Below are 19,213 nucleotides of genomic sequence, written 5' to 3'. Positions count from 1 at the left end.
CGGCCGGGCGGCGGCGCCCCGCCAGATGTTGGACCTACGCCCGGGCCGCCTCGCCGAGCGCCTCCAGCACCGGCCTGATCAGCGGGTGCTCCTCCGCTCCCCGCCGCACCGCGGCGAAGACCCGGCGGGTGGGCGCGACCCCGTCCACCGGCCGTACGACCACGCCCGCGAGGTCCATGCCGCGCAGCGCCGAGCGTGGCACGAGGGCCACGCCCGCGTCCGCCGAGGCGAGGGCCACGACGGCCCGGAAGTCGTCCGAGGAGTGTTCCAGGCGTGGCTGGAATCCGGCGCTCTCGCAGGCCAGGACGACCACTTCGTGGCAGGGATTGCCGGGGTAGGGGCCGATCCAAGAGTCCTTGGCCAGGTCGGCCAGCGGGATCTCGGTGGCCTCGGCCAGCCGATGACTCACCGGGACGACCGCGTCGAAGGGCTCGGCATACAGCGGTACGTGGGTCAGGCGCGGGTCGTCGGCGGGCGGCGCCCCGCGGTACTCGACCGCGACCGCGACGTCGACCTGACGGTCCAGGACCATCGGCAGGCTGGCGTCGCCCTCGGCGTCCTGGACCCGGATGCGGATGCCGGGCGCGGAGGAAGCGAGGTGTGCCACGGCCGGAGCGACGACCAGGGCGATGCCGGTCGCGAAGGAGGCGACGGTGACCGTGCCGGCGGCGCCCGAACTGTAGGCGGCGAGCTCGGCCTCCGCCCGCTCCAGCTGGGCGAGGACCGCGTTGGTGTGGCTGAGCAGGATCTCCCCGGCCGGGGTCAGCCGTACGCCCTTGGCGCCGCGCTCGACCAGGCGGTGGCCGGTCTCCTGTTCCAGCGCCGTCAGCTGCTGGGAGACGGCGGAGGGCGTGAGATACAGCGCGGCGGCAGCCGCCGTCACCGTGCGGTGGTCGGCCACCGCACGGAGGATGTGGAGCCGCCGCGCTTCGATCATGGGATCGATTATCTCAATATGTCCGGGACCGGCCGGATCAGGCCTCCAGTTCGGCCCGTGCCGCCACGAAGGCGTCCACGGCCCGGTTGACATCGTCCGTCGAGTGCCCGGCGGACAGCTGAACGCGGATGCGGGCCTGGCCCTGCGGCACCACCGGGTAGGAGAAGCCGATCACGTACACGCCCCGCTCCAGGAGCAGCTCCGCGAGGCGGCCCGCCCTGGTCGCGTCGCCGATCATCACGGGTGCGATGGCGTGGTCGCCGGGGAGGATCTCGAAGCCCTCCTCGGTCATCCGGCGGCGGAACAGCGCGGTGTTCTCGGCGAGTCGCACGCGCAGGTCGTCCGCCGACTCCAGCAGGTCGAGCACCTTGAGCGAGGCGGCGGCGATCACCGGGGCGAGGGTGTTCGAGAACAGGTACGGCCGCGAGCGCTGGCGCAGCAGGGCGACGATCTCGGCGCGGGCCGCCACATAGCCGCCCGATGCTCCGCCGAGCGCCTTGCCCAGTGTTCCCGTGATGATGTCGACGCGGTCCATGACGCCGTGCAGCTCGGGGGTGCCGCGGCCGCCGGGGCCGACGAAGCCGACGGCGTGGGAGTCGTCGACCATGACCATGGCGTCGTAGCGGTCGGCGAGGTCGCAGATCTCGCGCAGCGGGGCCACATAGCCGTCCATGGAGAAGACGCCGTCGGTGACGATCAGTCGGCGCCGGGCGTCGGACGCGTCCTTCAACTGCCGTTCCAGATCGGCCAGATCACGGTTGGCGTAGCGGAAGCGGCGGGCCTTGGACAGGCGGATGCCGTCGATGATCGACGCGTGGTTGAGAGCGTCGGAGATCACGGCGTCCTCGGGGCCGAGCAGCGTCTCGAAGACGCCTCCGTTGGCGTCGAAGCAGGAGGAGTAGAGGATCGTGTCCTCCTGGCCGAGGAAGGCGGACAGCCGGGCCTCCAACTCCTTGTGCACCTCCTGGGTGCCGCAGATGAAGCGGACGGACGCCATGCCGTAGCCCCAGCGGTCCAGGGCCTGGTGTGCGGCGGCGACGACCTCGGGGTGGTCGGCGAGGCCGAGGTAGTTGTTGGCGCAGAAGTTGAGGACCTCGCCGGGGCGGCCGCCCGCGGTGACGTTCACGGTCGCGGACTGCGGGGTGCCGATGACGCGCTCGGGCTTGTGCAGGCCGGCGGCGCGGATCTCGTCAAGGGTGGCGCGCAGGTCGTCGCGCACGGAGTCGAACATGGGGAAGCTCCTAAAATGCCTTCGCCGAAAGGGAGTTGCGCAGTCGAGCCACGCAGTCCGGTTACGCGGTCCAGTCGAGGATGACCTTGCCGCCGCGGCCGCTCGCCGCGTCGGCGAACGCCGCCTCGAAGTCGCCGTACGCGTACCGGCCGGTGATCACGGGCGACAGGTCGAGGCCGCCCTCCAGCAGCACCGACATCGCGTACCAGGTCTCGAACATCTCGCGGCCGTAGATGCCCTTGACGGTGATCATCGAGGTGACGATCCGGGCCCAGTCGACCGGGAACTCCTGGGCGGGCAGGCCGAGCATGGCGATCCGGCCGCCGTGCGTCATGTTGGCGATCATGTCGCGCATGGCCTCGGGGCGGCCGGACATCTCCAGGCCGATGTCGAAGCCCTCGCGCAGCCCCAACTCCCGCTGTCCGTCGACAATCTGAGCCTCCGACACATTCAGCGCCAGGCTCACGCCGATCTTGCGGGCCAGCTCCAGCCGCTCCTCGCTGACGTCGGTGACGACGACATTGCGGGCGCCCGCGTGCCGGGCCACCGCGGCGGCCATCAGACCGATCGGGCCGGCGCCCGTGATGAGCACGTCCTCGCCGACCAGCGGGAAGGACAGCGCGGTGTGCACGGCGTTCCCGAACGGGTCGAAGATCGCGGCCACATCGAGGTCGACGGGCACGCGGTGGACCCACACATTGCCGGCGGGCAGGGCGACGTACTCGGCGAAGGCGCCGTCCCGTCCGACGCCGAGCCCGATCGTGGCCCGGCACAGGTGCCGCCGCCCGGCGAGGCAGTTGCGGCATTTCCCGCACACCAGATGCCCCTCGCCGCTCACGCGGTCGCCGACGTTGATGTCCTCGACATCACGCCCGGTCCCGACCACCTCACCGACGAACTCGTGCCCGACCACGAGCGGGGTGCGGATGGCCTGCTGCGCCCAGCCGTCCCAGGCCCGGATGTGCAGATCGGTGCCGCAGATGCCGGTGCGCAGCACCTTGATCAGCACGTCGCCGGGTCCGACGGCCGGCTCCGGGACGTCCGCGAGCCACAGCCCGGGCTCCGCCTTCTCCTTGACCAGCGCCTTCAACGCTACGGCTCCTGTGGGTGCGACCCCGGGTCCGGGCATGCCGAAGGCGCCCGTATCCGGGGAGAGGGGTGGAATCGCGTAGCAATCTGCCGTACGACACCACCCCGGGTCCATCGAGGTTTTCTTAACCCGCGCCGCAGCTCCGCTTCACACCCATCCCGCCCGCCTCACACCGCCCCCTTCGGGAGTGCGGCCTGGTCGAGGCGGGAGACCTGGTAGTGGCTGATGTACCAGTCCTCCCCCACCCGGGTCACCAGAACCGAGAGCTTGACCTGCAGCGCGGGCCGGTCCGTGAACGAGAACTCCACGTCCAGGTAGCCGAGGACGAGGCCGTCGGCCGGCCTCCTGGTCTCGAGGATGCGGTACGCCACCTGCAGGCCGAGGGGCTGGGAGTCGTAGTACTCGGCGATGCCCTGCCGTCCGACGCTGTAGGGGTGCAGCCCCTGGAAGACGGCGTCCTCGGTGAAGCGGGCGGCGACGCGCTCGGGTCGGTGTGCGTCGACGTCGGCCTTCCACTCGTCGAGGACCGCGCCAAGGATCGCCTTGTCGTCCGCCGTGGTGGTCATGTCCGCTCCTTGGTCACTGATCTGACGGGATGTCAATGTCCTGCGCTCATACCGCCGTCGACGTGCAGGATCTCGCCGGTGACGAACGGTGCCGTCTCCAGGAAGAGCACGCCGTCGACGATGTCGCTCACTTCGCCCATCCGACCGACCGGGTGCAGTGCGGCGAGGAACTCATGGGTCTCCTCCGCGTGCATGGGGGTCTTGATGGTGCCGGGCGAGACGGCGTTGACGCGGATGCCGCGGGTGGCGTACTCGACGGCGAGGGACTTGGTGGCGGACTGCAGACCGCCCTTGGTCAACGAGGCCAGGACGGAGGGGACGTTGGAGTCCGCGTTGTCGACCAGGCTGGTGGTGACGTTGACGATGTGGCCGCCGCCCTGCGCGAGCAGGTGCTCCACGGCGAGCTGGGTGATGTGGAAGAAACCGGCGACATTGATGCCCGTCACGGTGGCGTAGTCCTCGGCCGTGTACTCGGTGAACGGCTTGGCGACGAAGACGCCCGCGTTATTGACCAGGGTGTCGATACGGCCGAACCGCTCGACGGCGGCGGAGATGACGCGCTCGGCGGTGGCCGGGTCGGCGATGTCGCCCTGGACGGTGAGGACGTCGGCGTCGTCGACGGGGGCGATGGTGCGCGAGGTGGCGACGACGGCGTATCCGAGCTTGCGGTAGCCCTCGACGAGAGCGGCGCCGATGCCCTGCGAGGCGCCGGTGACGATCGCGACCTTCTGGTTCCTGGTGCTCATGATGACCTTCTTCCGAGGGACTGACCGGCACTAGCCGACCGGTCGACTATTTGGAAGGTAGGTCGGGTGGCTCGGCGGCGGAAGGATCGGCTTCCTTCTGTCTGATAGGCGCAGGCTTCCAGACCAGGTCAGCCCGGGAGCGTGTAAGGATCGTCGGCGGGCAGCCAGGCGTCCGGGGCGTGAATCCCGAGGTCGCCGACACGCTCGCACAGGGCGTCGACGACGGCGAGGACCCCGGCGCGGTCCTCGGCCTCGCGCCACACCAGGGACCAGGTCCAGTAGACCTTCGGCGCGACGATCTCGCGGCGGATCAGATCGGGCGGGAGCGGAGTGGTCTGCCCCTTGGGCGAGTTGAGGACCGGGCGGCGGCTGCGGCGGACGTGGTCGAAGAAGGCGGGTCCGGTGACGCCGCCGTCGGAGATACGCACCGTACGGGCCCCGGTGGACTGCGCCAGCTCTTCGGCGTACGCGTCCCAGGCCGCCCAGGCGGTGACGTCGTCGTCGATGAGGACGTCGGTGTCCCGGGCCGCCACATCCGGTACGTCGCTGCTGTCGCCGCCCTTGGCGACGGCGTACAGCCGGTCGGCGCCGAGCAGTCGGGCCCGCAGCCCGAGCCGCTTGAGGTCCTCGGTCCGTACCCAGCAGACGGCGAGGTCCAGGCTGCCGTCGGCGACCCGGGCGGCCTGGGTGTGCGACGGGGCGACCCAGGCGTCAACGTGCACCTGGGCCACCGCGGCCGTACGTGAAGTCAGGTCCGGGGGAAGCCAGTTGACGTAGCCGAGCCGTACCGACACCGAGCCGGACAGACGGCCGGCCCGGCGCTTGAGGTCGTCGGCGCGGTCCAGCAGGGCGCGGGTGTGCGGGAGGAGGGCGGCGCCGGCCGGGGTGAGGGAGACCTTGCGGCGGTCGCGGTCGAACAGCCGGACGCCCAGGTCCCGTTCGAGGGCCTTGATCTGCTGGGAGAGCGAGGGGCCCGCGATGAGCAGCCGCTCGGCAGCCCGGCCGAAGTTCAGTTCCTCGGCGACCGCGACGAAGTACCGCAGCTGGCGCAGTTCCACGGGCGCCATGGTACGCGCGCTGGGAGGCTGCGCCTATCAGCAGCGAGGCAGCCGGTCGTGGCATCGATGCTGGTCACGGGCGCACGATGAGCTCAACAACGGCGAACGGAGCGCATCATGCAAGAGTTCCTGGTCGAGATCACCACCACCGTCCCCGAGGGCACCGGCCAGGACGAGGTCGACCGGCGGCGTGCCGCCGAGGCCGTGCGCGCCAAGGAGCTGGCCGCGACCGGCAATCTGGCCCGACTGTGGCGCCCCGTGGGCGAGTTGCGCAGCATCGGCGTGTGGCGGGCCGCCGACGAGGCCGATCTCCACGAGAAGGTGCTCGGCACGCTGCCGCTGCGCCCGTGGATGACCCTCACCGTCACCCCGCTCCAGGCCCACCCCAACGACCCGGCGCGGGTCGACGGCACCCGATGAAGACAACCTCCTCCCCCTGGACCCATGTCGCCCAGGCCGCGGCGGCACTCGCCGCGGGCATGGGCGTCGGCCGCTTCGCCTACACGCCGATCCTGCCCCTCATGCACACCCAGGCGGGCCTGTCCGCCGGCGACGGCGCGAATCTGGCCACCGCCAACTACGTCGGCTATCTCGTCGGGGCGCTCGCGGGCATCCTGCTGCCCGCACTGGTCCGTTCGCGCGCCGTCCTGCGCGGATCCCTGCTGGTGCTGACCGCGACACTCGCCGCGATGCCTCTCACCCACAGCGCCGCGGCGTGGGCCGCCCTGCGCCTGCCGGCCGGGGTGGCGAGCGCCCTGGTGTTCGTCGTCGCGGCCAGTTCCCTCCTCCACCACCTGCGCGGACACCCGGCGCACCTGCCCGGCTGGGCCATCGGCGGCGTGGGCGCCGGGATCGCCCTGTCCGGCCTGCTGCTCCTGGCGCTGCGGTCCGTCGAGGACTGGCGGGTCGCCTGGTGGGCCTCGGCCGCGCTCACGGCGCTGCTCACCGTCGGCTCATGGAACCTGCGGCCGGAGGCGGCCCCGTCCGCGAACAGCGAGAAGACCGGGAGTACGGCACCCCGTACGTACCGCTGGTTCAGCGCGCTGTTCGTCAGCTACACCCTGGAGGGCATCGGCTACATCGTTGCCGGAACCTTCCTGGTCGCGGCGATCGGCCAGGGTTCCCCCGGCTGGGTCGGCAACGGCGCCTGGGTGCTGGTGGGGCTGGCCGCCGTGCCGTCCCCGGCGCTGTGGGCGCGGCTGGGACGCCGTTGGTCCCGTCCTGTTCTGCTGCTCGCCGCGCTCGTGGTGCAGGCGATCGGCATCGCGCTGCCCGCCCTGATCGGCGGAACTGCTGCCGCACTCATCTCGGCGGTGCTCTTCGGCGGCACGTTCCTGGGCATCAGCATGCTCGCCCTGGCCGCCGGAGCCCATCTGCGCTTCCCCCGCTCGGTCGCCCTGCTGACCGCCGGATACTCCGTCGGCCAGATCCTCGGCCCGCCGGCCGTCGCCCCGCTGCTGCACGACGGCTACCACCAGGCGCTGCTGCTGGCCGCCGTCGTGGTCCTCGCCGCGGCCGCGGCCGCCGCCGTGCTGCGGATCGGCTTCCCGCACCACATGGTCGTAGTACGACACACAGTCCCAGAACGGCAGCGAGAATCGACCGAGGACGCCCGGCCCGTACAGGGCCTGTCCGGCGGATCAAGGCAGCTGTAGAGGTAACGTCGCCTTGTGGCCGACCCGAGCGGGGTCCGGGGCGCGTGCCAGGCCCCGCGACGCCGGCATGGTCTGCCGGACAGGCCCTGAGGCCGGCCCCGACGCTCTCGCCCCGCACTCGGCCAACTGACGTGGAGCCGCTCATGAACACCGCACGGGACCTTGCGATCGTCGCCCTGGACGCGGCGCCCAGCCGCCAGGTCGGGCAGGGCGACCTGTCGCTCGCACTCGCGGGAGCCGAGGTGCTCGACCTCATCGAGGCCCTGGCGCTCGCCCTGGACGGTGACCGCATCCTCCCCAGCGCCCCGTCGCCCACGGGCGACCGTCTGCTGGACGAGGCCGCCTCGTCGCTCGTACGGCACGAGCCGTACGAGACGGTCGAGGAATGGCTGTGGCGCCGGGGCCGCGGGCTGTCCTCCGCCTACGTCGACGACCTGGAGCGGGTGGGGCTGACCGCCCGGCCGCGAGGGCGCCGGATTCCGCTGCGGACCGGGCGGGCCGAGCTGGTCGACTCGCCCGTCCGGCGCCGGGCCGAGGAGCGCTGGGCGTCGGGCGAGCCGGTCCTGGCCGCCCTGGCTGCCGCCGCCGGGATCCACGAGGAGCCGGGAGAGGAGCGCGAGGACCTCTCCGGTGAGGCGGTCACGACCGTGCTGGCCGCCATCGGTGACGCGGTGATGGAGCTGGAGGCCGTACGGCAGCGGAAGGCGATCGAGGACGCCGCGTTCGACAATGTCTGGCGCGGCTACTGAGCGCCCCAAAGGGGCGCGGGGCTGTATCGATATGCGGCTCCGCCGCGTGGGCGCGACCAGCCACGACGATGCCGCAGACGAAAGACGACAGATCACCGCACATCCCGCGGAGCACCCAACAGCGCCCGGCAGTTGTCCCACAGCGGGCTCAGCCGCCGGGTGTTGTTGTACAGCTTGGCGAACATCACCTGGCCCTCCAGCTGGGCCACCACCGCCTGGGCCGCCTCCCGGGTGTCGGTCACGGTGACGTCGCCGCGCTCCCGGGCCTCGGTGATCACCGCTTCGACCATGTCGACCTGCGCGTCGAAGATCTCCTGCAGCCGGCCGCGGACGGCCTCGGTCTGGTTGCTCAGCTCCAGGGTGAGGTTCCCGAACAGACAACCCGAGACGGTGCCGCAGCCCTGCTGGACGGCGCGCTGGCCGGCCTCCGTCTCCTCGAAGAGCCGCCGGAGCCGCTGCAGCGGTTCCGCGTCGCCGCCCAACACGCCTGCCCAGTCCCGCTGTTGGGCCGCCCAGTGCTCGTCGACGACGGTGAGCGCGAGGGCCTCCTTCGACTCGAAGAAGTAGTAGAAGCTGCCCTTCGGCACCCCGGCCGCCTTGCAGATCTCGGCCACGCCGAGCGCCGTGTAGCCGCGTCCCTCGATGAGCGAGCGCGCGGCTCCGAGGATCTTCTGCCTGGCGTCACTGGTGCGTCCCACGGCGCAAGTGTACGTAGGTAATAGACCGGTCGGCTAGTGAGCGGCGGCCCCGTCGGAGGCGGCCCCCGTCACAGGAGCGGGAGCCCGTCCGCCTCCCGTCGCTCCAGCCGGGCGACCAGATCGGCCGCCGACGACTTGATGGCCTCCAGACCGGGCCTGCCCCAGGGCCGCGGCTCCACGTCGACGACACACACGGTGCCGAGCACCATCCCCGTACTGTCGATCAGGGGCGCGCCCAGATAGGAGCGGATGCCGAACTCGTCGACCACCGGATTGCCCGCGAACCGCGGGTAGTCGCAGACGTCCTCCAGGACCAGCGCCTTGCGCCGGACGACCACATGGGGACAGAAGCCGTGGTCGCGGGCCAGCTCGCGCCCCAGGACCGGTTTGGTGCCGTCGGCCTTCACCACCGGCGGTGCCACGTCCGAGAGGTGCAGGCCCGCGAAGAACTGCCGGTTCTCGTCGATGAAGTTGACCATGGCGTACGGCGTCCCGGTGAGCTCGGCGAGGTGGTCCGCATAGGCGTCGAGGGCGGGGTCCGGGTGTACGGCAAGGCCCAGCTGGCCGAGGCGCCGGGCCCGGGCGGGGGCCTCCTTGTCCTCCGGGGTGAGCAGCAGACGACCGGCCGGGCGCGCCGGGTCGTATCTCATGGGCGGGCTCCGTCACTGTGGACGCAGGGCATATATGGGCTCCATGGCGGGTGTGCGGTGATCACATGTGGGCGCCATGGCTCGGCGCGTGCGCCGGGGCATGGGCGATGAGGTGCCGGACGAGGGTGAGCAGGGTCTGGACTCCGGAGCTGGAGATCCGGGCGTCGCAGCGCACGACGGGGATCTCCGGGTCGAGGTCGATGGCGGCGCGGACCTCCTCGGGGTCGTAGCGGTACGAGCCGTCGAACTCGTTGATCGCGACGATGAAGCCGAGGCCGCGCTGCTCGAAGAAGTCGACGGCCGCGAAGCACTCCTCCAGGCGGCGGGTGTCGGCGAGGATGACCGCGCCGAGTGCGCCCTCGGAGAGCTCGTCCCACATGAACCAGAAGCGCTCCTGTCCGGGTGTGCCGAACAGGTAGAGCACATGTTCCGGATCGAGGGTGATGCGGCCGAAGTCCATGGCCACCGTCGTCTCGACCTTGTTCTCGATCCCGTCGAGGGAGTCGGTCGCGGCGCTGACCGTGGTGAGCAGTTCCTCCGTGCTCAGGGGCGCGATCTCGCTCACCGCGCCCACGAAGGTCGTCTTGCCTACTCCGAACCCTCCCGCGACCAGGATCTTCAGTGCGGTGGGGAAGGGGTCAGAGCTGTCGTCGTAGTCCATCGAGCACTGCCTCCAGAAGGGCCCGGTCAGTCGGGTTGTGGTGGAACTCGGGGGGCTTGGTGGTCAGCGCCCCGCAGTCGACGAGGTCCGACAGCAGCACCTTGGTGACCACCGCCGGCAGCTTCAGTTGGGCGGCGACCTCGGCGACCGAGACGGGCGCGCGGCACAGGTCGAGCGCCTGCGCGTGCTCGGGGCCGAGGTAGCCGAGGGGGGTGGCTCCGGTGGCCATCACGTGCGACAGGAGGTCGAGCGCGATGGTGGGCCGGGTGCGTCCGTTGCTGACCGTGAAGGGGCGCACCAGCCGACCGGCCGCGTCGTCGAGCCAGGGCCCGTCGCCGACCGCCGCCACGCTCAAGGCCTCATCGCCGTGGGTTCGACGGCGTGCTGCCGGGGCGCGGTGACCAGGTAGGGGCGGACGCTCTTGACCAGCATCGCCATCTCGTAGCCGAGCACAGCCGCGTCGGCATCGCGGCCGGCCAGCACGGCGAGACAGGTGCCGGAGCCGGCGGTGGTCACGAACAGCAGGGTCGAGTCGAGTTCGACGACGACCTGCCGCACGTCCCCGCCGTCGCCGAAGCGGACCCCGGCGCTGCGGCCGAGGGAGTAGAGGCCGGAGGCCAGCGCGGCCATGTGGTCGGCGCTGTCCGGGTCGAGGCCGTGGACCGACTTCACGAGCCCGTCGCAGGACAGGAGTACCGCACTGGTTGTGTGGGGTACGCGCTGCACGAGGCCGCTCATCAGCCAGTCGAGATCGGATACATGGCCGGTCGGCGCATCGCTCGCCATGGTGGATCGACTCCTTGGGGTACGAAGGTCCGCGGGAGCGGTGGGGGCGGGGGCGGAAACGGGGGTGGAGGCAAAGGTGGTCATCCGGCTGGTGCGCTCCCGTCGTGCCGGGTGGGGTGGTCGGTGCCGCGCGCGGACGCGGGGCGCGCCTCGGCTATGTGGGCCGGGTCCATGGGCGATACGTCCATGTGCGAAACGTCCATGGGTTGCGGCGGGGTGGTGGCGGTGACGTCCGTGTGGAGAACGTCGAGACGCGAGGTCGGGAGCATGGGTGCGGCCTCTGTGTGAGCCGGGTCCAGGAGGGGACGCGACTCCATGCGCGCGGCCTGCTCCATGGGCTCCGACGCCATGTGTGTCGATGCCGTGTGTGTCGAATCCACATGGTTCGACTCCGCGTGTGGCGAAGCCATCTGTGACGAGGCCATGTGTTCCGGCTCCAGGTGCGCCGACGCCGTGTGTGCCGCTCCCGTGTACTCGGTGTACTCCGAGTGGTCCGAGTACTCCGAGTGGTCCGAGTCCAGGTTCTGCTGGGCCTCCGCCAGGCCGATGCCGCGCTGGAAGGCCGCCATCAGGCCCGGGTCGTGGCCGGCCACGTACTCGGTCTCCTGACGTGGCGCCGGGCCGTCCCGCAGCTGGGGTGCGATGTGTTCCTGGGCGCGGCGGCGCGGCAGTTGGGGCTTGCCCATGGTGCCGCGGACGGTGCCGGTGCGGGGTGTGGGCGGCGTGGCCGCGTTCTCCGCGACGAGCTGCCGGTCGTCCGGCCGGATGCCGGGCAGGGCCTCTGCGGGATTGGCCCGCTCCTCGTTGGCACCGCGCACCGGAAGCGGTACCGGTCCGCTGCCGTTCGGCACGGCGGCCGTGGGCCGCGCGGCCTCCCGCTGCTGCGCACGCGGCGGTGCGGGCGGCACAGGCGCGACGCGTGGCCCGACGGCCTCGTACCGGGGCCCGGACGACGCCTGCGGCTGGGGCTGAGGCTGCTGGGAACGCGGCGGTGCAGACGGCTCGGGCACTCCCATCAGGCCCGTGGCCCCATGCGGCTGCTGCGCTGCGCCCCCGGGAACGCCCGGTGTGGAGCCCAGCAGCCCCTGCGGTACGACGAGCACCGCCTGCACCCCGCCGTAGATGTTGGTCTGCAGGCGGACGTTGATGCCGTGCCGCCGGGCGAGCTGTGAGACGACGAACAGTCCGATGCGGCCGTCCGCGAGCAGGCTGGCGACATTGACCTGGTCGGGGTCGGCGAGCAGGGCGTTCATCTTCTTCTGCTCGCCGACGGGCATGCCGAGTCCGCGGTCCTCGACCTCGACGGCGAGTCCCGAGGTGACGAGGTTGGCGCGCAGCAGGACCTGGGTGTGCGGGGCGGAGAACACCGTGGCGTTCTCGACGAGTTCGGCCAGCAGGTGGATGACGTCGGCGACGGCGTGGCCGCGCAGGGTGCCGTCGATCGGGGGCACCAGCTTGACCCGGGAGTACTGCTCGACCTCGGCGATGGCGGAGCGCAGCACCTCGGTCATGGAGACGGGGTTGCTCCACTGCCGACGGGAGACGGCGCCACCGAGGACGGCGAGGTTCTCGGCGTGGCGGCGGATCCGGGTGGCGAGGTGGTCGACGTGGAAGAGGCCCTTGAGCAGGTCGGGGTCCTCGATCTCGTTCTCCAGCTCGTCGAGGATGGAGATCTCCCGGTGCACCAGCGACTGCAGGCGCCGGGCGAGGTTGACGAAGACCTCGAGCTTCTGTTCGCTGCCCGCCTGGCTGGAGAGCTGGGCGGCCTGTACGACGGCGTTGATGGCACCGTCGTGCGCGCGGGTCAGATCGGCGGCGAGGAGCTCGAAGTCGTCGGCGTCGTCGGGGGGACCGCTGCGCGGCTTGCGCTGGGGCGGGGCCTCGCCGCGGCGCAGCGACTCGACGAGTTCGCGCAGGTCTGCCTCGCCGCGGGCGCTGATGCGGCGCAGGGCGGCGATGCGTTCGCTCACCGACTTGGCGGCGCGGTCGGCGGCCACGGAGGCGATCAGGATTCCCGCGAGGGCCACCGCGGCGGCGCCGGCTAGCACACCCCACAGGGTGAGGCCGGGCCGTGCTCCGGTGGAGCGCACGGTGAACAGGACCGCTGCACTTGCACTCAGGGCGACCGCGATCGGTGGCAGCAAGGCGAGCCGCAGCAACTGGGGCCGTATGTGGGTCTCGGGCAGCGAGGGCACGGGACGGGCAACCGGCCGTCCGTGCCGCCCGCCCTCGCGGCGGTCTGCGCGTGCGGCCGGTGCGCGAAGGTGAGACATCGGTGTCCTCGTCGTACTGATCCGTCGGTGCCTGGGGCGCGGGCTGCGCGGTTCGGGCATGCGTTGCCCGATGGACACTCACAGTAGTCGCCAACCCATCATGTGCGGTGGGCAGTTGACAAAGTCCCACGCACAGCGTCCCGCTCTGGTATGAGGCTTCGTACGACAGACCGATAAACCCAACGGGCCGATGATCCCGCTGCAGAACGGATCGATCAGAGCTGGTCAGAAGCGGTCGCGGTGAAATGTCGAGGGCCGGGGAGCGATTGCTCCCCGGCCCTCATCGATTGCCGTTTTCCGTCCGGTCGCGGACCCCTCGGGACCGTTTCGGGACCCTCCGCGCTCTCGTGAACCCTCCCCTGAACATCACTGTCCGTGTCGACGACGGGGTGGTCTCACGCCTTCGGCTGGGTGAACCTGATGCTGTTGCCGAAGGGGTCCCTGAGTCCGCAGTCGATTCCGTACGGCCGCTCGGTGGGCTCCTCGGTGAACTCGACGCCCTTGGCCTTCAGGGTCTCGTACGTCTTGCGGCAGTCCTCGGTCCGGAAGATGAGGAAGCCGCCCGTCGCGCCCTTGGTCAGCAGCTCGCGGACCTGTTCCGCCGTCTCCTCCGACAGCCGCGGCGGGCCGGGCCGCTCCAGCAGGACCTCGCGGTCCGGCTGGCCGGGGACGTTGATGGTGAGCCAGCGCATGAAGCCGAGGTCGGCGTCGGTGTTGACCTCCAGGCCGAGCTTGCCGACGTAGAAGTCGAGCGCCTCGTCCTGGTCGAGGACGTAGATCTGCGAGTGCGTGATTGCTGTGAACATGTGCATCACGCTACGAGCCCGGCACCGCGAAAACTTATCCAAAACTGCTCCGTCGGCCGAAGGCCGGGCGGACTGTCAGGCGCTCGGCCGCATCCACGCCATCGTGAAGCACGTGGGGACGTCCAGGGCGACGGCCTGCTTGCGGTACTCCCTCGGCGAGCGGCCGACGATGTCGCGGAAGGTGCGGCTGAAGGTTCCCGGGCTGCCGAAGCCGACCTCGAAGCAGATGTCCGTGATGCTGCGGTCGGTCTCCCTGAGCAGGAACATGGCCCGCTCGACGCGGCGGCGCTGCAGATAGCGGTGCGGTGTCTCGCCGAACGTGGCGCGGAAGGTGCGGGCGAAGTGCGCCGGGGAGACATGGGCGATCCGGGCCAGCGCGGGCACGTCCAACGGCTGCGCGTAGGCCCCGTCCATCGCGTCCCGGGCGCGGAGCATGCGGCGGTTGGTCTCTTCTGCGGCGCGGCTCACCGCGCCATCACACCACGGTTCGCCGGCCGGTTCTCCGCTGGGGCCGACGGACCGCGGCTAGCCTGGTGACCGGACGGGGCCGCCGCTCGACGGCCCGAGCGGAAGGAGCCGTGATGGACCTTCGACGCGATGAGGTTCTCCTCGCCCGCCCCGGTGACCGACGGCCCGGGCCCATGACCGCGGGGATGGACCGGCAGGAGGCGTTCGCCACCGACGGAATGTGGTCGGGATTCGTCCGCACCGAACCCGGGATGGAATCGGGCTGGCATCACCACGGCGAACACGAGTCGGTGATCTACGTCCTCACCGGGGCCCTGAGGCTGGAGTTCGGGCCGGACGGCTCACACACGGTCGAAGCCGGGCCCGGTGACTTCATCTACGTGCCGAAGGGCGCCGTGCACCGGGAGAGCAACCCCTCGTCGGTACCTGCCGACATCATCGTCACCAGGGCGGGGACGGGGCAGTCCACGTTCAACGTGGACGGGCCCGCAGGGCAGTGAGGTTTCCGCCCGGCAGGTGGATCCAGCCCTCCTGCCGGGCGGCCATGCGCTCGGCCGGAGTGCCCGGCCACCGGGTGTCCCCGACCAGGACAGCGCGGGCGACCAGCGCGCAGACCAGGGCGTCGAGATGGTCGTGGCTGTCGGCACACGTCGAGCGCACGGGCTCGGGGACGGCCAGTGCCAGGCCCGCCTCGACCGCTTGAAGGATGTGCTCGCGGACCGCGCGCGCTTCGGCGGTGGCGTTCTTGTAGCTGCGGGCCGGACGGATCCCCCACAGCCGCAGCGCCGCGGCCGGATACACCTCGGCGACCTGGCCCGACCCGTCCCTGGGCACGGGGGTGCCGGCGGCCGCGAGGGTGTCCAGGAGACGGGCCGCACGCAGTGCCACGACGCCCAGCAGATCGGTGGACACCGACAGCGGAGGGCGCATCGAGGTCGCCTTCCAGGTGAGGTCGTCGGTCAGCCGGTACCGCATCGGGTCGAGCCCGGGCCGGCCGTCCGTGCGCGCCTCGAAGCGCGCCGGCGGCGGCAGCCGTAGCCCCTGATGGTGGGCCAGGACCGTCGCCACGAAGCTCGACGGCCAGCCGAGCGGGCAGTCGAGGCCGGTCTTGTCGGCGGCCCGGACCAGCGCCAGCAGGCCCTCGTCCCCTTCCGGCACGACGAACTCCGCCGCCAGGGCGCCCTCGGCACCCCACACCACACGACACACCGCGGTACGCCGTGCACTCGCGGCCAGGTCGACCCCGACCGTCACCGCCCGCACCCGCGCCTGCCTCATGCCGGGATGCTTCCCGTCGAGGTCAGCCCGCCGATACCGTCTCGGGCTCCCCCGTGCCCTCCGCGGACTGGCCGGGTACGACGCTGTCCGCGTCGGAGGAGGCCCTGATCGCCGCCTCCGTCAAGGCGTCCCCGGCCGGCCAGCCGCCGGCCGGGGCCTGGGCGACGGCACGCCACCACGGCTCGGAGGGGACGGTCTCGGCGGTGGGCTCGAAGGGCTCTCCGGGGCGGGGCACAGCGATGCGGGAGCCCGTCGCACGGGCGGCCGCGACGGTTCCCTCGCCGGGCTCCGCCCAGGGGTGCGTGGCCAGGTTGAAGGTGGCCCAGTGGATCGGCATCATCACGCCGCGCGGTCGGCCGCCCTGCAGGTCGAGGTGGGCGCGCATGCCCTCCTCGGGCGTCATGTGGATGTCGGGCCAGAAGTCGGAGTACGCGCCGATCTGGATCATCGTGGCGTCGAACGGTCCGTGCTCGGCGCCGATGTCCTTGAAGCCGTCGAAGTAGCCGGTGTCGCCGCTGTGGAAGATCCGGTGCTCGTCCCCGGCGACGGACCAGGAGGCCCACAGGGTGTGCTGGGTGTTGCGCAGGCCGCGGCCGCAGAAGTGGCGTGCCGGGGTGGCGGTCAGGGTGAGGCCGCCGACCTTGGTCGCCTCGTGCCAGTCCAGCTCGCGGATCCGGTCCACCGGCACGCCCCAGTGTTCGAGGTGGGCGCCGACGCCCAGGGGGACGGCGAACAGTGTGTCCGTGCCGGCCAGGGCCTTGATGGTGGGCAGGTCCAGGTGGTCGTAGTGGTCGTGCGAGATCACGACGACGTCGACGGGGCCGAGCGCGGCGAGCGACAGCGGCACCGGGTGCAGCCGCTTGGGTCCGACGAAAGAGAACGGGGAGCAGCGCTCGCCCCACACGGGGTCGAAGAGCACCCGCTGCCCGTCGATCTCGGCCAGCACGCTGGAGTGCCCCATCCAGGTCAGCCGCAGTCCGGTGGCCGGGGGCTTCGCGATGTCCGCGAGCGTCGTGGGATGTACCGGCACCGTGCCCTTGGGGGCACGCCGGGGCCGCTCGTCCTTGTCGAAGAAGACCTTCGCGAAGTCCAGCGTGGAACCGGAGGGCCGGGTCCGGGCGGTGCCTCCGGGGTTCTGGAAGACCCCGTCCTTGAAGTGCGGTGATCTGCGGATGCGCGCGAGGCGCTCACCGCTCGGGTCCGCGCCGAAGGCCGCGGGCTGCAGCGCGCTGAGCCCGGAGCTCAGGGAACGGAAACCGGGCACGGTACCTCCAGGTGGAGTCGATGAGGCATTCCATTATGGTCGGCACCTCCGACAACACCGGCGTCGTCCGGGTCGCTGCGGGCTCATTCCAAGGAAAGCCCAAGGATCCGGGCTCGCCTACTGCACCGCCGCACCCACCTCCCGCAGGAATGGGGCCCACCGCTTGGTGAACGGCGGATCATCGGCGTCCATTCCCGTCCCGAGGCCGTCGCGGCGGACGGTGCGCTGCGCGGTGTGTGCCGCCTGCGGCTGCTGTTGAGCCCGTTCAGCACGTTGACACAGTGTGTCCCCGATTCCAATACTGACTCGTGGTTCAGTAAATTCCGTCGTCGTTCCGCGAGGAGATCGCATGACCGCCCCCCTGATGTCGCTCACCTGGACCGACCACCTCACCGGCCGCCAGGGCTTCCTGGTGGTCGACCGGCTGGTGCGCGGCGTCTCCAGCGGCGGACTGCGCATGCGCGCGGGCTGCACCCTGGACGAGGTCGCCGGGCTCGCGCGCGGGATGACCATGAAGGAGGCACTGCACTACAACCCCCAGGGTCGCTACATCCCCCTGGGCGGCGCCAAGGGCGGCATCGACTGCGACCCGCGGGACCCGGGAGCGTACGCACTCCTGGTGCGCTATCTGCGCGCCATGAAGCCGTATGTCGAAAGCTTCTGGACGACCGGAGAGGACCTCGGTCTCACCCAGGACCTGGTGGACCGGGCGGCGGCCGAGGCGGGGCTCGTCTCGTCCATTCAGGCGGTGTATCCGCTGCTCGACGACGAGGCGACGGCGCGGCGGCGGCTCTCGGACGCGTTCGCGGTCGAAGTGGACGGCATCGGGCTCGATGAACTGGTCGGCGGGTGCGGGGTCGCCGAGTCGGCGCTCGCGGCTCTGGACCGGGCCCGGGTGGCGTACGCCGGGACGCGGGTCGCCGTGCAGGGGCTGGGCACGATGGGCGGAGCCACGGCACGCTTCCTCGCGCGCGCGGGACTCACCGTGGTCGCCGTCGCCGACATCAAGGGCACGGTCGCCAACCCCGCGGGCCTCGACGTCGAGGCGCTGCTCGCCGCGCGGGACGCGTACGGCACCGTGGACCGTGCGGCCCTTCGCCCCGACGACTGTGAACTGCCCGGCGACGCCTGGCTGTCGGCCGAGGCGGAAGTGCTCGTACCCGCGGCGGTCTCGTACGCGATCGACACCGCGGGCCAGGAGCAGATCACCGCCCGCTGGATCGTCGAGGCGGCCAACATGCCCGTGCTGCCCGAGGCGGAGGAGCTGCTGGCCGCGCGCGGGGTGACCGTGCTGCCGGACGTGGTCGTCAACTCCGGGACCAACGCCTGGTGGTGGTGGACCCTGTTCGGCGACATCGGACCGGACGCGGAGGAGGCGTTCGCCCACACCCGCCGCTCGATGCGCGCCCTGACCGAGCAGATGCTCGCCCGCGCGGAGGCCGACGGGACGACCCCGCGGGCGGCCGCGCACGCCATCGTCGCGGACCGGCTGCCGGTGATCGCGGAACGCTTCGGCTGGTACCGGTGAGGGCGGTCCGGCATTCCGCCCTTCCCTGTCGGACACCCCGTCGAACCCGCCGGACCCGCCAAGTGCTGACCTCACCCGGCACCGTCACCGGCCACGGAATAGGGTGACCGGGTGGCGAGAGTGCGGTTGAGTGTGGCCGAGCGGCGTGAGGAGTTGCTGCGGGCCGCCATCGGGCAGATCGAGGCGCGGGGCGTGGCGGCGGTCAGGATCTCCGACGTGGCCTCGTCGCTCGGTGTGAGCAACGCGCTGGTGCTGTACCACTTCTCGACGAAGGAGAAGCTGGTCGCCGCCGCGTTCACCTTCGCGGCCGAGGACGACCTCGGGCATCTGCGCAAGCTTCTCGGCCGCCGTACGACGGCGCTGCGGCGGCTGCGGTCGGCGGTGCGCTGGTACGCGCCGACGGGGCAGGCCAAGGGCTGGCGGCTGTGGATCGAGGGCTGGGCGGCGGCGCTGCGCGAGCCCGCGCTGCAGGAGGTCACCCGCGGCCTCGACAAGCAGTGGAAGGCCGCGATCGCCGAGGTCATCGCGGAGGGCGTCGCCGCGGGCGAGTTCCGCTGCCCGGATCCGCACGGCGCGGCCCTGCGGCTGACGGCCCTGCTGGACGGGCTCGCCGTGCAGCTGACGTCGTACGCCGGTGCGGTGTCGCGGGCCCGGACCCAGGAGTGGGTGGACGAGGCGCTGGCCCGGGAACTGGGGCTGGAGCGGGCGGCGTTGACGGCTTCGGAGCGCTGAGCCCCCGCACTCGACGGGGGCTCAGGCCACCTGGCCG

At 71.6% G+C, this 19,213-nt stretch carries 22 protein-coding genes; 6 read left to right on the top strand and 16 right to left on the bottom strand.

Annotated features, from left to right (window positions below; all coding sequences use genetic code 11):
- Nucleotides 1-34: 34 nt before the first annotated feature.
- From P2Q00_RS03455 to P2Q00_RS03430, 6 genes are all read right to left on the bottom strand, one after another.
- On the bottom strand, nucleotides 35-937 hold the full coding sequence (locus tag P2Q00_RS03455; RefSeq protein ID WP_275769288.1) for a LysR family transcriptional regulator: 903 nt from the start codon (nucleotides 935-937) through the stop codon (nucleotides 35-37).
- 37 nt (nucleotides 938-974) lie between these two features.
- The gene (locus tag P2Q00_RS03450; protein ID WP_275769286.1) at nucleotides 975-2,168 is read right to left on the bottom strand and encodes a glycine C-acetyltransferase; all 1,194 of its coding nucleotides are present in this window, start codon (nucleotides 2,166-2,168) and stop codon (nucleotides 975-977) included.
- A gap of 61 nt (nucleotides 2,169-2,229) precedes the next feature.
- A complete protein-coding gene (tdh, locus tag P2Q00_RS03445) occupies nucleotides 2,230-3,258 on the bottom strand; it encodes an L-threonine 3-dehydrogenase (protein ID WP_275769284.1) in 1,029 nt (342 codons plus the stop codon).
- A gap of 167 nt (nucleotides 3,259-3,425) precedes the next feature.
- Nucleotides 3,426-3,824 (bottom strand): YybH family protein, encoded by a 399-nt coding sequence (locus tag P2Q00_RS03440; protein WP_275769283.1) that lies wholly within the window; start codon nucleotides 3,822-3,824, stop codon nucleotides 3,426-3,428.
- Between the two features lie 32 nt (nucleotides 3,825-3,856).
- Nucleotides 3,857-4,570 (bottom strand): SDR family NAD(P)-dependent oxidoreductase, encoded by a 714-nt coding sequence (locus P2Q00_RS03435; RefSeq protein WP_275769281.1) that lies wholly within the window; start codon nucleotides 4,568-4,570, stop codon nucleotides 3,857-3,859.
- Between the two features lie 128 nt (nucleotides 4,571-4,698).
- A complete protein-coding gene (locus P2Q00_RS03430) occupies nucleotides 4,699-5,637 on the bottom strand; it encodes a LysR family transcriptional regulator (RefSeq protein WP_275769280.1) in 939 nt (312 codons plus the stop codon).
- Nucleotides 5,638-5,745: 108 nt separating this feature from the next.
- Here P2Q00_RS03430 and P2Q00_RS03425 point away from each other — a divergent pair, with 108 nt between their 5' ends.
- The 3 genes from P2Q00_RS03425 (at nucleotide 5,746) to P2Q00_RS03415 (ending at nucleotide 8,032) form a co-directional block, all read left to right on the top strand.
- A complete protein-coding gene (locus tag P2Q00_RS03425) occupies nucleotides 5,746-6,048 on the top strand; it encodes a muconolactone Delta-isomerase family protein (RefSeq protein ID WP_275769278.1) in 303 nt (100 codons plus the stop codon).
- Between the two features lie 59 nt (nucleotides 6,049-6,107).
- Nucleotides 6,108-7,283, top strand: coding sequence for a YbfB/YjiJ family MFS transporter (locus tag P2Q00_RS03420; RefSeq protein ID WP_425579677.1), 1,176 nt, complete (start codon nucleotides 6,108-6,110; stop codon nucleotides 7,281-7,283).
- A gap of 143 nt (nucleotides 7,284-7,426) precedes the next feature.
- Nucleotides 7,427-8,032, top strand: a complete 606-nt coding sequence (locus P2Q00_RS03415) for a GOLPH3/VPS74 family protein (protein WP_275769274.1) — start codon at nucleotides 7,427-7,429, stop codon at nucleotides 8,030-8,032.
- Between the two features lie 92 nt (nucleotides 8,033-8,124).
- On the opposite strand, the gene P2Q00_RS03410 is transcribed toward P2Q00_RS03415, so the two are convergent.
- The 8 genes from P2Q00_RS03410 to P2Q00_RS03375 form a co-directional block, all read right to left on the bottom strand.
- Nucleotides 8,125-8,730 (bottom strand): TetR/AcrR family transcriptional regulator, encoded by a 606-nt coding sequence (locus P2Q00_RS03410; RefSeq protein ID WP_275769273.1) that lies wholly within the window; start codon nucleotides 8,728-8,730, stop codon nucleotides 8,125-8,127.
- A gap of 68 nt (nucleotides 8,731-8,798) precedes the next feature.
- Nucleotides 8,799-9,380, bottom strand: a complete 582-nt coding sequence (locus P2Q00_RS03405) for a GAF domain-containing protein (RefSeq protein ID WP_275769271.1) — start codon at nucleotides 9,378-9,380, stop codon at nucleotides 8,799-8,801.
- A gap of 61 nt (nucleotides 9,381-9,441) precedes the next feature.
- Nucleotides 9,442-10,041: a GTP-binding protein gene (locus P2Q00_RS03400; protein ID WP_275769268.1), complete on the bottom strand. Its 600-nt coding sequence runs from the start codon at nucleotides 10,039-10,041 to the stop codon at nucleotides 9,442-9,444.
- Nucleotides 10,019-10,390, bottom strand: coding sequence for a DUF742 domain-containing protein (locus P2Q00_RS03395; RefSeq protein ID WP_030936141.1), 372 nt, complete (start codon nucleotides 10,388-10,390; stop codon nucleotides 10,019-10,021). The genes P2Q00_RS03400 and P2Q00_RS03395 overlap by 23 nt, the downstream gene beginning before the upstream one ends.
- A gap of 2 nt (nucleotides 10,391-10,392) precedes the next feature.
- The gene (locus tag P2Q00_RS03390) at nucleotides 10,393-10,827 is read right to left on the bottom strand and encodes a roadblock/LC7 domain-containing protein (RefSeq protein ID WP_275769267.1); all 435 of its coding nucleotides are present in this window, start codon (nucleotides 10,825-10,827) and stop codon (nucleotides 10,393-10,395) included.
- An 80-nt stretch (nucleotides 10,828-10,907) separates the two neighbouring features.
- Nucleotides 10,908-13,100 carry a sensor histidine kinase gene (locus P2Q00_RS03385; protein ID WP_275769264.1) on the bottom strand — a complete coding sequence of 731 codons (2,193 nt, stop codon included), beginning with the start codon at nucleotides 13,098-13,100 and terminating at the stop codon, nucleotides 10,908-10,910.
- Nucleotides 13,101-13,495: 395 nt separating this feature from the next.
- Nucleotides 13,496-13,906 (bottom strand): VOC family protein, encoded by a 411-nt coding sequence (locus tag P2Q00_RS03380; protein WP_266963214.1) that lies wholly within the window; start codon nucleotides 13,904-13,906, stop codon nucleotides 13,496-13,498.
- A gap of 75 nt (nucleotides 13,907-13,981) precedes the next feature.
- Nucleotides 13,982-14,374: a helix-turn-helix domain-containing protein gene (locus P2Q00_RS03375; RefSeq protein ID WP_275769261.1), complete on the bottom strand. Its 393-nt coding sequence runs from the start codon at nucleotides 14,372-14,374 to the stop codon at nucleotides 13,982-13,984.
- Nucleotides 14,375-14,487: 113 nt separating this feature from the next.
- On the opposite strand from P2Q00_RS03375, the gene P2Q00_RS03370 reads away from it, so the two are divergent.
- Entirely contained in the window at nucleotides 14,488-14,874 is a 387-nt protein-coding gene (locus tag P2Q00_RS03370; RefSeq protein WP_275769258.1) for a cupin domain-containing protein, read from the top strand.
- Here the strand turns inward: P2Q00_RS03370 and P2Q00_RS03365 are convergent.
- Together P2Q00_RS03365 and P2Q00_RS03360 are read right to left on the bottom strand one after the other, a co-directional pair.
- Nucleotides 14,846-15,652, bottom strand: coding sequence for a DUF429 domain-containing protein (locus P2Q00_RS03365; protein WP_275769255.1), 807 nt, complete (start codon nucleotides 15,650-15,652; stop codon nucleotides 14,846-14,848). The genes P2Q00_RS03370 and P2Q00_RS03365 overlap by 29 nt on opposite strands.
- Nucleotides 15,653-15,674: 22 nt before the next feature.
- Nucleotides 15,675-16,916, bottom strand: a complete 1,242-nt coding sequence (locus tag P2Q00_RS03360) for an MBL fold metallo-hydrolase (RefSeq protein WP_275769253.1) — start codon at nucleotides 16,914-16,916, stop codon at nucleotides 15,675-15,677.
- Between the two features lie 349 nt (nucleotides 16,917-17,265).
- On the opposite strand from P2Q00_RS03360, the gene P2Q00_RS03355 reads away from it, so the two are divergent.
- Together P2Q00_RS03355 and P2Q00_RS03350 are read left to right on the top strand one after the other, a co-directional pair.
- Entirely contained in the window at nucleotides 17,266-18,444 is a 1,179-nt protein-coding gene (locus P2Q00_RS03355; protein WP_275769252.1) for a glutamate dehydrogenase, read from the top strand.
- 111 nt (nucleotides 18,445-18,555) lie between these two features.
- A complete protein-coding gene (locus tag P2Q00_RS03350; protein WP_275769251.1) occupies nucleotides 18,556-19,176 on the top strand; it encodes a TetR/AcrR family transcriptional regulator in 621 nt (206 codons plus the stop codon).
- Nucleotides 19,177-19,213: the final 37 nt, after the last annotated feature.

Source organism: Streptomyces coacervatus, assembly GCF_029223485.1.
In the GTDB taxonomy this organism is placed as follows: domain Bacteria; phylum Actinomycetota; class Actinomycetes; order Streptomycetales; family Streptomycetaceae; genus Streptomyces; species Streptomyces coacervatus.
Note: the sequence above shows the minus strand (reverse complement) of the source record. Positions and strands in the feature narration are given on the sequence as shown.